A 13,388-nucleotide genomic window follows, 5' to 3' on the forward strand; every position below is an offset into this window, starting at 1 on the left:
GCCGTTCGTGGTGGACAGCGTGCCGGTCTCGCGCGATGGCATGGTGCTGAAGGCGGGGGCGGAAGTGGCGGTGAACGAAAACGCCACGCTGTCGCTGGGCTACGGCGGGCTGCTGTCGCAGCACCACCAGGACAACAGCGTCAATGCCGGCTTCACCTGGCGCTTCTGACCTTCAACGGCGATCTCAAGGACAACGGAGCCGGCATGCCGGCTCCGTTTTTATTTGCGGCTGCGGGGTGAGTCCGTATGATGGCGCGGCGCCAGGGGCAATAAAAAACCGGGACCCTGACGGATCCCGGCTCAAAAGTGGGTAAAACAGATTAGCGCTAAAGGCTCAAGCCCCGTTTTGCTTGTGCAGTCCGAGCGATGTGCTCATCGTCTCAGTAGCGGCAACGGAACAAATTTTCCCTGGTGTTACTATGGTTATTATTAAAAAACGTGCTGGTGTTATTTTTTATAGTGTATTGCTGTATGTCTCTTTTGATACCATGTTTGACGATGCAACATGGTATGTCAAGCAACGTTTTTAACGCATAATTGCATGGGATGCTAGTTTTAGATGTGGCTTTTTCAGCAGAAATAATCAAAACGACTGATAAATCAGTAAAAAAAATCGAAGGAACAAATGGATAACAATCACCAAAAATTCGATTCACAGTCGATTGCCAATCGGGTCAGGGAGCTGTTTTTACATTACGGGATTGGAAAACGTCAGCATGCCCGAGAGCTCAGCCGCATCTTGGATCTGAGTTTTTCACATGCGCACCGCAAACTGAAAGGGCAAAGCCCCTGGACGCTGGAGCAGATCAACAGCGTCGCGGCCGCGCTGGGAGAAACGCCGGCGGCGATCGCCGATTTGAGCGCCGAACACGAGACGCCCGAGCCAAACATGGCGCGCGATGCCATCTTTGTCGTGGCGGGGGTGGCGATACCTTGCGTCGGACACATCGGCGACGAGCTTGCTGCCGGGCGGCCGGCGGAGTTTGTGGCGCTGCGCGTGGAAGGGCAGTGGCATATCTATCGCGCCGATGAGGCGCCGGCAGGCCCGCGTTACGGCGTCGATCTGATCGAAATCCGGCCCGGCTTCGGTGACGACGAGCGGCTGAGCATCGCAGTATTGGACGATTCGCATCAGGCGGCCGATGAGCTGGCCAAGTATCTCGGCGGCTGCGGCTTTAACGCGGTGGCGTTTTACGACGTCGACAGCTTCTGTCAGGCATTGCAGCAAAGCCTGTTCGACGGCTACGTGGTGGACTGGCTGATCGGTGAGGAAACGGCGGATCGCTGTATCGCCACCATCCGCGCCTCCGACAACCCGGATGCGCCGGTACTGGTGCTGACCGGCGAGCTGGGGACCGACCGACGCGAGTCGGAAATCGCTCAGGCGATGCGCGAGTACGACGTGCTCGGCCCTTATGAAAAGCCGGTGCGGCTCCATGTGATCGAAGCCGCACTGCAACGCTGTTTTAATCTTTAGCGGGGAACACCTCGGCCAGCGCGCTCGACAGCGCATCCAGCCGGACCGGCTTCATCAGGTAGTTGTCGAACAGGGCGCGCTGGTCCGCCGTCAGCTGCTCCGGCGTGTAGGCGCTGATGCCGATGATCGGCACATGGCGGTTGGGGCCGCGACGGTTGCGCAGCTGCCTGGCCAGGGCGGCCCCGTCGATGCCCGGCATCTGCAGATCCAGCAACAGCGCGTCGTAAGGGCGTCTGAGCAGCTTCTGCAGCGCGCGCTCCGGCGAGTCGCACAGCTCGTGCTGATAGCCCAGCTTGTCCAATAGCGCCGCAAAGGCGTCACCCACCGACTTGTTGTCATCCACCACCAGGATCTGCTGCGGCTTCTGCTGCAGAGAAGCATTGGCGGCGGCGGGCTCGTCGGCACGTTCGTCTTCACTGATCTGCACCGGAATGCTGACGATAAAGGTGCTGCCCTTCTTGATTTCGCTGTACACCGTGATGGTGCCGTCGAGCAACGTCACCAGGCCGTGCACGATCGCCAGCCCCATCCCCACGCCGGCATACTGCTTGGTATGCGACTGATCCAACTGGGTAAAGGGTTTGAAGATCTGATCGAGCTGGTCTTTTTCGATACCGATGCCGGTGTCGGTCACTTCGATGATCAACGAACTGCCGCCCGGTTGGCGGCGCAGGCAGCTGTGCAGCGTGATGCTGCCGCTTTCGGTGTATTTGTAGGCGTTGGTCAGCAGGTTGACGATAATCTGCCGGATGCGCAGCGGATCGGAGTGCACCAGCAGGTGGCTGCACTCCACCTCGCAGCTGAGTTTGACCTGCTCTTTGCGGGTCAGGGTGGCGATTTCGTTGGCGGTTTCCGCGATCAGCTTCTGCGCGTCGAACGGCACGATGCGCAATTCCATCATGCCGCTGTCGAGGTGCGCATAGTCGGTCAGATCTTTCATCTGGCTTTCGATTTGCTGCGCGGCGGTCTCCAGCCGCTGGAAAGTGTCCGCATGCTCCACCGACACCCGGGTGTTCACCAGTACGTCGATGGCCGACATCACGCTCTGCAACGAGGTGCGCAGCTCGTGGCCGATGGCGCCGAGGAAGGCGTTCTTGGTGCGAGTCGCTTTCTCCGCCTCGATCGCCTTGGCCTGCTGGCGAATGGTCAGCCGCTGCTGGCGGAACACGATCAGGGTGATGGCGATCAGCGCAATCACCGAGAACATGACGATCACCAACCCATAGAAAATAATGTGCCGTTTCTCGATGTAGTCCTCATAGGCGGCGGTGCGCTGCTTCACCTCGGCGTGGTCGGTCAGGTTGGCCATTTCGATGGCGTAAGGCTTGATGGCCTTCATGGCCGCGAAAACCTGGTCGAAGTCGATTTTCGGGCTGTCCAGCAGCTTATCGATGCGATCCATCTGCAGGCGCATCTGTTTGACCACTTCCGGGTAGCCCGGCTCGGCGTACAGCGGCTGGGTCGATTCGGAGACGGTTTCCAGCACGTAAAAGCGCGAATAGAGGATTTCGAACCGCAGCCGCAGATTGTCGTTGTCGACCTGCGGAGCGTGGCTCTGCTGCTCGACGAAGGTGTCGAATTCCGCCAGCTTGATGGAGAACTTGGCGATCGACCACGAGTAGTTCTCCTGCGTGCCGGCGATGGCATACAGCCCTTTCTTCGACAGGGTGGCGCTGTAGTAATAGAGCGTGACGGTCGACGCCACCAGAAACAGCGCGGCGAAGATCGCCGGGATCGCCAGCCTGCTGCCGTTCTTAAAGGTCGTCAGCTTCATTTGATCACGATCCTGTCGACTTGCCAGATAAAGCGCGAGTTGTACAACGGCGAGTTCAGTTCAGGCCCGGCGGCGTCGCGCGGGTAAACCAGGAACAGCGGGCCGAAGTTTCTGAGCTTCAGCATTTCCCCGTCCATCTTGTAGGCCAGGATCATGTTGTACTTTTTGACGTCGGACAGCGGCACGTCGATGTAATAATCGTTCAGCGCGTAGAAGGTCAGCGTCTCGCCCTTGGCGCCGACGCGCTCCAGGATATCGGCTACCGAAATTCCTTCGAATTTTCTCTGCGGCGTCCAGGACGTGGAGGTGGTGATGCTGCGCACCGGCATCGCCAACAGCTGCTTATCGGTGAACAGATAGCTTTTGTTGACCGGGTCGGTCACGTTGTCGATCTTGCCCGCCACTTCCAGGGTAAAGCTGAGCGCGCTGCTCTGGGCGATAATCAGGGCCACGCAGGCCATCGCAAGGGTTTTGCATAGTTTGAACAGCATCGGTGTTCTCCAGAGGCGCGGGGAGGTTGTATCAGTCCCGCTAATTTATCAGGCAGAATAATGGCAGAAAAAGCAGGCGGGTGCGAAGGGAATAGTAAACCGCACAAAAAGAACAGGCCGGTGTTTACCGGCCTGAGAATGGGCTAACCGCAGCGGTTAGCGCATGGTAACGAACTCTTCCGCCGCGGTCGGGTGGATCGCCACGGTGTTGTCGAAGTCCTTCTTGGTGGCGCCCATCTTCACCGCTACCGCGAAGCCCTGCAGGATTTCATCCATGCCGAAGCCGATGCCGTGCAGGCCGACGATCTTCTCTTCTTTACCCGCGCACACCAGCTTCATGCGGCACGGCTGACGGTGCTGCGTCACGGCGCTGTACATGGCGGTGAAGGAGGATTTGTATACCTTCACGTTGTCCGCCCCGAACTTCTCGATGGCTTCCGGCTCGGTCAGGCCGACGGTGCCGATCGGCGGGTGGCTGAACACCACGGTGGCGATGTTGCTGTAATCCAGGTGCTCGTCCGGCTTGTTGTTGAACAGGCGCTCGGACAGGCGGCGGCCGGCGGCCACGGCGACCGGGGTCAGCTCTACCGCGCCGGTGTTGTCGCCCACCGCGTAGATGCCTTTGACGTTGGTATTCTGGAACTTATCGACGTCAATATAGCCTTGCTCGTTGGTCTTCACCCCGGTAACGCCGAGGTTCAGGTTGTCGGTCGCCGGTTCGCGGCCGATGGCCCAGATCAGGCAGTCGACGGTGAATGCCTTGCCGTTTTCCAGCTGCAGCGTCAGGCTGCCGTCGGCGTTCTTGACGATCGCTTTCGGCACCGATTCGGTGTGCAGGCTCGGCCCTTCGGTGTTCATCACTTCCACCAGGGTTTCGACGATCATCGGATCGAAGCTGCGCAGCGGCGCGTGCTTGCGCACGAACAGGTGCGTTTCCGCGCCCAGCGCGTTCAGCACGCCGGCGATCTCCACGGCGATATAGCCGGCGCCGACTACGGCGACGCGCTTCGGCATGGCGTCCAGCTCAAAGAAGCCGTCGGAGTCGATGCCGTATTCCGCACCCGGAATCGCCGGGTGGCTCGGGCGGCCGCCGGTGGCGATCAGGATGTGGTCGGCGGTGATGGTCTCGCCGTTCACTTCCACGGTGTGCGCATCCACGAAGCGCGCGAAGCCTTTGATCACGTCGACCTTGTTCTTGCCCAGCACGTTGTCGTAGGAGTTGTGGATGCGGTCGATATAGGCGGTGCGGTTGGCGACCAGCTTCTTCCAGTCGAAGGCGTTGACGGTGGTGTCGAAGCCGTAGTCCGGGCCGTACTGATGGATGGCCTCGGCGATCTGCGCCGCGTGCCACATGACTTTTTTCGGTACACAACCCACGTTTACACAGGTGCCGCCCAGCTCTTTGGCTTCAATCAGCGCACACTTTTGGCCGTACATGGCTGCCCGGTTGATCGATGCGATACCGCCGCTGCCGCCGCCAATTGCTAGATAATCGTAATGTTTCGTCATCTGGGATTTCCATGAGTTGTGAATTTGAAGAGGGTAAGAGTTTAACGCCTGACCGGGGTTTGTCGCAAAGATTGCGTCGATGGCTGCGATAGGTGGACGCAGGGCGCGGCGAACCGCGCCCTGCCGGGGATTATTCCGGTACCACCCAGTTCACCAGATGGTGGCCGATGCCCGACGGCACCAGCACCTTGTGCAGCCACGGCAGCACGTTTTTCATCTGCTGTTCCAGCTTCCACGGCGGGTTGATGACGATCATGCCGGAGGCGGTCATGCCGCGCTGATCGCTGTCGGGTTTCACCGCCAGTTCGATCTGCAGAATGCGGCGAATGCCGGTGGCTTCCAGATCGCGCAGCATGCGTTTGATCTGCTGGCGCATCACCACCGGGTACCACAGCGCGTAAGTGCCGGTGGCGAAACGCTTGTAGCCTTCCTGAATGCCTTTGACCACGTCCTGGTAATCGGTCTTCATTTCATACGGCGGGTCCATCAGGATCAGGCCGCGGCGCGACAGGGGCGGCAGCTGGGATTTCAGCTGCTGATAGCCGTCGGCGCGCTGCACTTTGGCGCGTTCGTCTTTCTGGAACTCGCTGCGCAGCAGCGGGTAGTCGCTCGGGTGCAGCTCGGTCAGGTGAATTTTGTCCTGCGGGCGCAGCAGCTGGCGGGCGATCAGCGGCGAGCCGGGATAGTAGCGCAGCGTGCCGGAACGGTTGAAGTTGTGCACCACGCTCATGTAGGCCGCCAGCTCTTCCGGCAGATCGTCGCGCTGCCACAGCAAGCCGATGCCTTCCAGGTATTCGCCGGTGCGCTCGGCGTGTTCGCCGCTGAGCTGATAACGGCCTGCGCCCGAGTGGGTATCCAGATACAGGAATGGCTTCTCTTTTTCCTTCAGCGACTCAATGATCAGGCTCTGAACGGTGTGTTTGAGCACGTCGGCGTGGTTGCCGGCGTGGAAACTGTGGCGATAACTTAACATGACGGGTGGCGATTCCTTGTGCTCCGCAGACGGAGCATTCAATGCAATAAGGCTTATAATCTGCACAGTATAAACTGTCTGGCCGGGAAAAACTGGACTCCGTTGCCGCAGACGTTCACAGAAAGGGACAGGACGATGAGCAAACAGGCGATTTTGGCGAACTACCCCGACGCGGCGCGCTGGGCGTTCGGCGACGGCCCCGAGTTGGCCGACGAACTGCTGCAGTTGGTGCTGAGCGGGGAAAAGACCGCCACCTGCAGCTCCTATGCGAGCTATCGCCGGGAGCAAACGCCGATGATCGGCGACGATAACATTATTCTCGACGGCCGCGGCGAACCGGCCTGCGTGATCAAAACCCTGGCGTTGCGCCTGGTGCGCTACGACCAGGTGACCGCCGAGATGGCGGCCAAAGAGGGTGAAGGCGACAAAAGTCTGGCGTTTTGGCGCGAGGGGCATCAGGCGTTCTTTACCCGCGAGGGCACTTTTGCGCCGGACATGTGGCTGGTGTTCGAAGAGTTCGAACGCGTTGAAACGCTGTGAATCATAAGGAGAAAGGATGAGCTGCATTTTTTGCGACATCGCGGCGGGCAAGGCGCCGTGCCATAAAATCTGGGAAGACGACGACCATCTGGCGTTCCTGTCCATCTTTCCCAACACCGACGGTTTCAGCGTGGTGATCCCCAAGGCGCACCACCCGAGCTACGCCTTTGACCTGCCAGACGAGGTGTTGAGCGCGTTGATGCTGGCGACCAAGCGGGTGGCGAAGCAGCTGGACCGCGCGTTCGACGACGTCGGCCGCTGCGGCATGGTGTTCGAGGGCTACGGCGTCGACCATGTGCACGCCAAACTGATCCCGCTGCACGGCACCGCGTCGCTGGATCAGTGGCGGCCGATCGAATCGACCTCGCCGAAGTTTTTCGAACGTTACGAGGGCTATATCTCCTCCCACGACGCCGCGCGCGCTGACGACGATCGGCTGGCGGCGCTGGCCGCCCGCATCCGCCAAAGCGCCGTTTAAGGCACGAACGATCAACGCCGGGCATTGATTTTCCTGTTGTCTGGCTCCATGTTAGAGATTCATACGCATTTTAAGGCTCGCCCCCGCGGCGGGCCCCAACGCTAATCAGGACTGCCCTATGACAAATCCGTTGCTGACCCCGTTTTCCCTGCCGCCGTTCTCGGCGATCCGCCCTGAAGATATCGTCCCTGCGGTGCAATCCGCGCTGGCGGACTGCCGCGCCGCGGTAGAGCGCGTGGTTGCGCAGCCGGGGCCGTTCACCTGGGACAATCTGTGTCAGCCGCTGGCGGAGTCGGACGATCGCCTGTCGCGTATCTGGTCGCCGATCGGGCACCTGAACTCGGTGAAAAACAGCCCGGAGCTGCGCGCCGCCTATGAGCAGGCGCTGCCGCTGCTGTCTGAATACGGCACCTGGGTTGGCCAGCACGAAGGGCTGTACCAGGCCTACCGCAGCCTGAAAGAAGGCGCGGCGTTCGAGGCGCTGAGCGTGCCGCAGCGCAAGGCGGTGGACAACGCGCTGCGCGATTTCGAACTGTCGGGCATCGGCCTGTCGGCGGATAAACAGCAGCGCTACGGCGAGATCGTCGCGCGCCTGTCCGAACTGGGTTCTACCTACAGCAACAACGTGCTCGACGCCACCATGGGCTGGAGCAAACTGATTACCGACGAAGCAGAGCTGAGCGGCCTGCCGGAGAGCGCCCTGGCGCAGGCACAGGCGATGGCGCAGGCCAAAGAGCAGGACGGCTGGCTGCTGACGCTGGACATGCCGAGCTACCTGCCGGTGTTGACCTACGCCGACAACCGCGCGCTGCGCGAAGAGATGTACCGCGCCTTCGCCACCCGCGCCTCCGATCAGGGGCCGAACGCCGGCAAATGGGACAACAGCGAAGTGATGGCGGAAACGCTGGCGTTGCGCCACGAGCTGGCTCAGCTGCTGGGCTTCGATACCTACGCCGACAAGTCGCTGGCGACCAAAATGGCGGAGAGCCCGGAGCAGGTGATCGGCTTCCTGAGCGATCTGGCCAAGCGCGCCCGCCCGCAGGCCGAGCAGGAGCTGGCGCAGCTGCGCGCCTTCGCCAAACAGCACTATGGCGTGGACGAGCTCGAAGCCTGGGACATCACCTATTACGGCGAAAAACAGAAGCAGCACCTGTTCTCCATCAGCGACGAGCAGCTGCGCCCGTACTTCCCGGAGCAGCGGGTGGTGGAAGGGCTGTTCGAAGTGGTGAAACGCATTTACGGCATCACCGCCAAAGAGCGTAAAGACGTGGAGACCTGGCATCCGGACGTGCGTTTCTTCGATCTGTTCGACGCCGACGGCGAGCTGCGCGGCAGCTTCTACCTCGATCTGTACGCCCGCGAAAACAAACGCGGCGGCGCCTGGATGGACGACTGCGTCGGCAGCCTGCGCAAGGCCGACGGCACGCTGCAAAAACCGGTCGCTTACCTGACCTGCAACTTCAACCGTCCGCTGGGCGACCAGCCGGCGCTGTTCACCCATAACGAAGTGACCACGCTGTTCCACGAGTTCGGCCACGGTCTGCACCACATGCTGACGCAGATCGATACCGCCGGCGTCTCCGGCATCAACGGGGTGCCGTGGGATGCGGTCGAACTGCCGAGCCAGTTTATGGAAAACTGGTGCTGGGAGCCGGAAGCGCTGGCGTTTATCTCGGGCCACTACCAGAGCGGCGAGCCGCTGCCGAAGGCCATGCTCGACAAGCTGCTGGCGGCCAAGAATTACCAGGCGGCGCTGTTCATCCTGCGCCAGCTGGAGTTCGGCCTGTTCGATTTCCGCATGCACTTCGAATACAACCCGGAAAAAGGGGCGCAGATCCTGCCGACGCTGGCGGAAGTGAAGAAAATGGTGGCGGTGGTGCCTTCGCCGAGCTGGGGCCGCTTCCCGCACGCCTTCAGCCACATCTTCGCCGGCGGCTATGCGGCCGGTTACTACAGCTACCTGTGGGCGGAAGTGTTGTCGGCCGACGCCTACTCGCGCTTCGAAGAAGAGGGGATTTTCAACGCCGAAACCGGCAAATCCTTCCTCGACAACATCCTGTCGCGCGGCGGTTCGGAAGAGCCGATGGCGCTGTTCAAACGCTTCCGTGGCCGCGAGCCGCAGCTGGATGCTATGCTGCGCCATTACGGCATTAAAGGATAACCCGACACGTGAGCGTGTGTTTATTGTGTGAAGCAGGCGCCGATCCCGGCGCCTTGTCTGTTTTGGCGCAGCGCTGGCAGCTGACGTCCGACGACGACGCGCCGATGGCGCTGGTACTGACCCCGCAGCGGCTGGAGCTGCGCAAGCGCGACGAGCCGAAGCTCGGCGGGATCTACGTCGATTTCGTCACCGGCACCATGGCGCACCGGCGCCGCTTCGGCGGCGGCCGCGGCGAGGCGGTGGCCAAAGCGGTCGGCATCAAGGGCAGCTATCTGCCGGACGTGGTGGACGCTACCGCCGGGCTGGGGCGCGACGCCTTCGTGCTGGCGGCGCTGGGCTGCCGGGTACGGATGCTGGAGCGCAATCCGGTGGTGGCGGCGTTGCTGGACAACGGCCTGCAGCGCGGCTATCAGGATGCGGAAATCGGCCCGTGGCTGCGCGAGCGCCTGACGCTGCTGCACGCCTCCAGCCTGACGGCGCTGGCGGATCTCAGCCCGCGCCCCGAGGTGGTGTATCTCGATCCGATGTTCCCGCACAAGCAAAAAAGCGCGCTGGTGAAGAAAGAGATGCGGGTGTTTCAATCGCTGGTGGGCAGCGACGATGACGCCGACGGCCTGCTGGAGCCGGCGCGCCGCCTGGCGACCAAGCGCGTGGTGGTGAAACGTCCGGACTACGCGCCGCCGCTGGCCGACGTGCCGGCGCACGCCGCCACGCTGACCAAAAGCCACCGTTTCGATATCTACATGCCGCTGTAATGTCTGCCGGGCCCGCGGTGTCGGGCCCTCAGTTTTCCTCCCGCAAACTTTTCCCCACGCCGCCGCCCGGATGCACCGCCAGCAAGGCCTCCTTGTCGTAACCGCTGCGCGCCATCAGGCAGGCGCAGGCGGCGTCGAAGATCGCCAGCACCAGCACAATTGAGGTGGTGGCCAGCATGTTCAGCGGATCTATCTCCTTTTGCACCCCGGTGGCGATCGTCAGCTGCGCCGCCTGCGCGATGGCGGAATGCGGGTTTTCCGTCACCGCGATCAGCGTCACACCCTTGGCCTGCAGCGTTGGCAGCAGGCGGGTCAGCTCGTCGGAATTGCCGCCGCGCGAGATCAGGATCAGCAGATCGTCGGCGCGCAGAAAACCCAGGTCGCCGTGCGCCGCGCCGGTGGCGTCGAGGTAGACCGCCGGCCGTTCCACGCAGGCCAGCATGTGGGCTATCTTGCGCGCCGCAATCCCCGAGGTGCCGACGCCGGTGACGGCGATTTTACCGCGGCAGTCGGCCAGCAGCGCCAGCAGCCGCTGCCAGGTGCGCGCGTCGAGGCGCTCGCCCAGCTGCGCCAGCTCCTGGCTGTAGGTTTGCCAACCCTGCACGGCCTGCCGCCATTCCTGCTGCATCACGCCTCCTCCTGCATCAACCGGCGGTATTTCATGTGGTCGTTGTACAGCTCGTGGAATACCCGGTATTTGCGGTCGTAGTAGCTTTTTATCTGGTTGGTCTGCGGCGTGACCGTCTTGCCGATGCGGCTCATGGCGCTCATCGCCTCCGGCAGGGTGTCGAACACGCCCGCTGCCACGGTGCCCATCATGGCGCCGCCCAGCAGCATCGCTTCGCTCTCCTCCGGCAGCAGCATGGCGCAGCCGGTGGCGTTGGCGTGCTCCTGCACGAAGATCGGGTTCTTGGTGCCGCCGCCGCTGGCCATGATGGTGTCGATGCTGTAGCCGCTGTGGTTCATGGTTTCGATGATGTGGCGGGTGCCGAGCGCGATGGCCTGAATGGTGGCCAGGTAGTGCAGCGCCATGTCCTCCGGCGTGCGCGACAGCTTCAGCCCGGTCAGGATGCCGGTCAGCGTCGGGTTGGCGCGCGGCGAGCGGTTGCCGTGGAAGTACGGCAGCATATGGATGTCCTGCGTCAGGAAGGCGATATTCTCCGGCTCGCCGGCCATGCGGCGCAGAATGGCGTTCAGCACTTCATAGATGGTCTGTCCCTGGGTTTTCGCCTGCGCCAGCAGCTCCGGGTAGCACGGGTGCGACTGGATGACGTGGTCTATCAGCGCGCCGGTGGCGGACTGGCCGCCCTCGTTCAGCCAGTATTCCGGCAGGATCGCCGAGTAATACGGCCCCCAGACGCCGCCGATAAAGCGCGCGGTGCGCGACATCGCCATGTGGCCGGTGGAGGTGCCGCCGATCAGCGCGACGCGGCGGTTGAAGTCGGCCACCTCACCGGAGACGCCGGTGGCGCCCAGCGTGCCGAGGGTGCCGGCGTGGGCGTCGATGATCGACACGCTCACCGCCGTGCCGGCGATCAGCCCCATCTCGCTGGCGGCGCGCTGGGTCAGGCCGTGGCCCAGCGGCTCGCCCATCATTTTGACGTCGCTGCCGATCTTGGCCGCGTCATGTTCCAGCACGTCTTCCAGCCCGATCTGCTGGAAGTAGCTCTTGTCCCAGCGCTGCTCGTGGCCGAGATAGGTCCACTTGCACACCGTCGAGCACAGCGAACGGGTGGCGTCCTGGGTGGCGCGCCAGGTGAGGAAGTCCGGCAGATCGAACAGGTAACCGGCGTTGGCCCAGGTGGTGGGCATGTGCTGTTTCAGCCACAGCAGTTTCGGCGTCTGCATCTCCGGCGAAATGATGCCGCCGACGAAGTCCAGCACCCGGTGTTTGGTGGCGTTGATGCGCTCGGCCTGGGCGATCGCCCGGTGATCCATCCACACGATGATGTTCTGTTCGGTGCGGCCGGAGGGGCTGACGGTCAGCGGCTTGCCCTCTTTATCCAGCACCACCAGCGAACAGGTGGCGTCGAAGCCCAGCCCCTTGACCTGAATCGGGTTGATGTCGGCCTGGTTGACCGCGTCGCGCACCGCATTGCACACCGCCTGCCAGATGTTATCCGACGACTGCTCAACGAAATCCGCCTTCGGCCGGTACAGATCGATGGCCCGGCTGGCCTGGCCGACCATGCGGCCATTGAGATCGAATACGCCCGCGCGCGCGCTTCCGGTGCCCACATCTACGCCAATAAAATAGCTCGCCATTATTTTCTCCTCAGGCTTTTCGATTCTGTAACGCGATAAACAGGATCAGCACGCCGCCCCACAGGGCCATGGTCAGGTAGCTGCTGACCCCCAGCAGATTGAGGCCGCTTTCCAACATTTGCAGCACGATCAGCGCCAGCACCAGCCCCAGAATACGGCCGAAACCGCCGTCTGGGTTAATGCCGCCCAGCACCGAGGCCAGAATGGTCACCAGCAGATAAGATTCGCCGTAGCCGGCCTTGGCCGAGTTGAACTTGGCCATCATCAGCAGGGCGGCGCCCCAGCCGAGCAGCGCCGACAGGATATACACCGCGATCTGCACCCGTGCGGTGTTCACGCCGCTGAAGCGGGTGGCCTGTTCGTTAGAGCCGATCAGGTACAGGCTGCGGCCCAGCGTGGTGTGCTCCAGCAGCAGCCACAGCCCGGCCGCCACCAGCAGGAACAGGATCAGCGCCACCGGCACGCCGAGCACGGCGCCGTTGCCGAGAAATTGAATCGCTGCCGGGAAGCCGGAGATCACCGCGCCGTTGGACAGCAGGATATTCAGGCCGGTGATCAGCGTCATGGTGCCGAGCGAGGCGAGGATTGGCGAGACGCCGATCCAGGCCACCAGCGCGCCGTTCAGCGCGCCGATCGCCACCGCCACCAGCAGGCCGGCCAACAGCGCCAGCGCCAGGAACAGCGGCTGGTCGGGATGGCTGACGATGATCGCCGCCATCACCAGCGAACAGGCGTTGGCGCCGGCGATGATCGACAGGTTGATGCCGCCGGTCAGCATGGTGATGCCCATGCCGAGCGCCAGCAGGCCGAGGATCGGCAGCTGCGAGGCGATCGACTGGAAGTTGCCGAGGCTGAAGAAGCGCGATCCGAGCAGCCCGGCGAAGAGCAGCGCCACCGCGATGATGATCGCGCCCTGCAGGCGAATGATCCGATCGCTTGGGATCAACCGAGTTAACTGCGTCATG

The 13,388-nt window shown here is 62.3% G+C and carries 13 protein-coding genes; 6 read left to right on the top strand and 7 right to left on the bottom strand.

Annotation, left to right across the window (positions count from 1 at the left end; genetic code table 11):
- On the top strand, positions 1-169 hold a 169-nt coding region (locus tag AWX27_RS25160; RefSeq protein WP_154640391.1), incomplete at its 5' end, for an autotransporter outer membrane beta-barrel domain-containing protein.
- Between the two features lie 456 nt (positions 170-625).
- On the top strand, positions 626-1,477 hold the full coding sequence (locus tag AWX27_RS18945) for a helix-turn-helix domain-containing protein (RefSeq protein WP_038873866.1): 852 nt from the start codon (positions 626-628) through the stop codon (positions 1,475-1,477).
- On the opposite strand, the gene AWX27_RS18950 is transcribed toward AWX27_RS18945, so the two are convergent.
- The 4 genes from AWX27_RS18950 to AWX27_RS18965 all read right to left on the bottom strand — a co-directional run bounded on the left by AWX27_RS18950 (position 1,467) and on the right by AWX27_RS18965 (position 6,224).
- Positions 1,467-3,251 (bottom strand): ATP-binding response regulator, encoded by a 1,785-nt coding sequence (locus AWX27_RS18950; RefSeq protein ID WP_060424410.1) that lies wholly within the window; start codon positions 3,249-3,251, stop codon positions 1,467-1,469. The two genes, AWX27_RS18945 and AWX27_RS18950, sit on opposite strands and share 11 nt — an antisense overlap.
- Positions 3,248-3,742, bottom strand: a complete 495-nt coding sequence (locus AWX27_RS18955) for a putative pterin-binding protein (RefSeq protein WP_033636391.1) — start codon at positions 3,740-3,742, stop codon at positions 3,248-3,250. The genes AWX27_RS18950 and AWX27_RS18955 overlap by 4 nt, the downstream gene beginning before the upstream one ends.
- A 156-nt stretch (positions 3,743-3,898) precedes the next feature.
- Positions 3,899-5,251 carry a glutathione-disulfide reductase gene (gene gorA / locus AWX27_RS18960; RefSeq protein ID WP_025304617.1) on the bottom strand — a complete coding sequence of 451 codons (1,353 nt, stop codon included), beginning with the start codon at positions 5,249-5,251 and terminating at the stop codon, positions 3,899-3,901.
- Between the two features lie 130 nt (positions 5,252-5,381).
- Positions 5,382-6,224, bottom strand: coding sequence for a 23S rRNA (adenine(2030)-N(6))-methyltransferase RlmJ (locus tag AWX27_RS18965; protein ID WP_004931012.1), 843 nt, complete (start codon positions 6,222-6,224; stop codon positions 5,382-5,384).
- A 135-nt stretch (positions 6,225-6,359) separates the two neighbouring features.
- Here AWX27_RS18965 and AWX27_RS18970 point away from each other — a divergent pair, with 135 nt between their 5' ends.
- The 4 genes from AWX27_RS18970 (at position 6,360) to rsmJ (ending at position 10,158) form a co-directional block, all read left to right on the top strand.
- On the top strand, positions 6,360-6,764 hold the full coding sequence (locus AWX27_RS18970) for an ASCH domain-containing protein (protein WP_060424412.1): 405 nt from the start codon (positions 6,360-6,362) through the stop codon (positions 6,762-6,764).
- Positions 6,765-6,780: 16 nt separating this feature from the next.
- Positions 6,781-7,242, top strand: coding sequence for an HIT family protein (locus AWX27_RS18975; RefSeq protein WP_060424415.1), 462 nt, complete (start codon positions 6,781-6,783; stop codon positions 7,240-7,242).
- A gap of 118 nt (positions 7,243-7,360) precedes the next feature.
- A complete protein-coding gene (prlC, locus tag AWX27_RS18980) occupies positions 7,361-9,403 on the top strand; it encodes an oligopeptidase A (RefSeq protein WP_060424417.1) in 2,043 nt (680 codons plus the stop codon).
- 8 nt (positions 9,404-9,411) lie between these two features.
- Positions 9,412-10,158, top strand: coding sequence for a 16S rRNA (guanine(1516)-N(2))-methyltransferase RsmJ (rsmJ, locus tag AWX27_RS18985; RefSeq protein WP_060424419.1), 747 nt, complete (start codon positions 9,412-9,414; stop codon positions 10,156-10,158).
- Positions 10,159-10,186: 28 nt separating this feature from the next.
- Here the strand turns inward: rsmJ and AWX27_RS18990 are convergent, their stop codons facing one another.
- The 3 genes from AWX27_RS18990 to AWX27_RS19000 are packed head-to-tail and all read right to left on the bottom strand — an operon-like array spanning position 10,187 to position 13,387.
- Positions 10,187-10,786 carry a KpsF/GutQ family sugar-phosphate isomerase gene (locus tag AWX27_RS18990; RefSeq protein ID WP_060424423.1) on the bottom strand — a complete coding sequence of 200 codons (600 nt, stop codon included), beginning with the start codon at positions 10,784-10,786 and terminating at the stop codon, positions 10,187-10,189.
- The gene (locus tag AWX27_RS18995) at positions 10,786-12,423 is read right to left on the bottom strand and encodes an FGGY-family carbohydrate kinase (protein WP_038873847.1); all 1,638 of its coding nucleotides are present in this window, start codon (positions 12,421-12,423) and stop codon (positions 10,786-10,788) included. The genes AWX27_RS18990 and AWX27_RS18995 overlap by 1 nt, the downstream gene beginning before the upstream one ends.
- 10 nt (positions 12,424-12,433) lie before the next feature.
- Entirely contained in the window at positions 12,434-13,387 is a 954-nt protein-coding gene (locus AWX27_RS19000) for an ABC transporter permease (RefSeq protein WP_060424425.1), read from the bottom strand.
- Between the last annotated feature and the right edge of the window lies 1 nt (position 13,388).

The organism is Serratia sp. 2880STDY5682894 (assembly GCF_001537385.1).
In the GTDB taxonomy this organism is placed as follows: Bacteria; Pseudomonadota; Gammaproteobacteria; order Enterobacterales; family Enterobacteriaceae; genus Serratia; species Serratia nevei.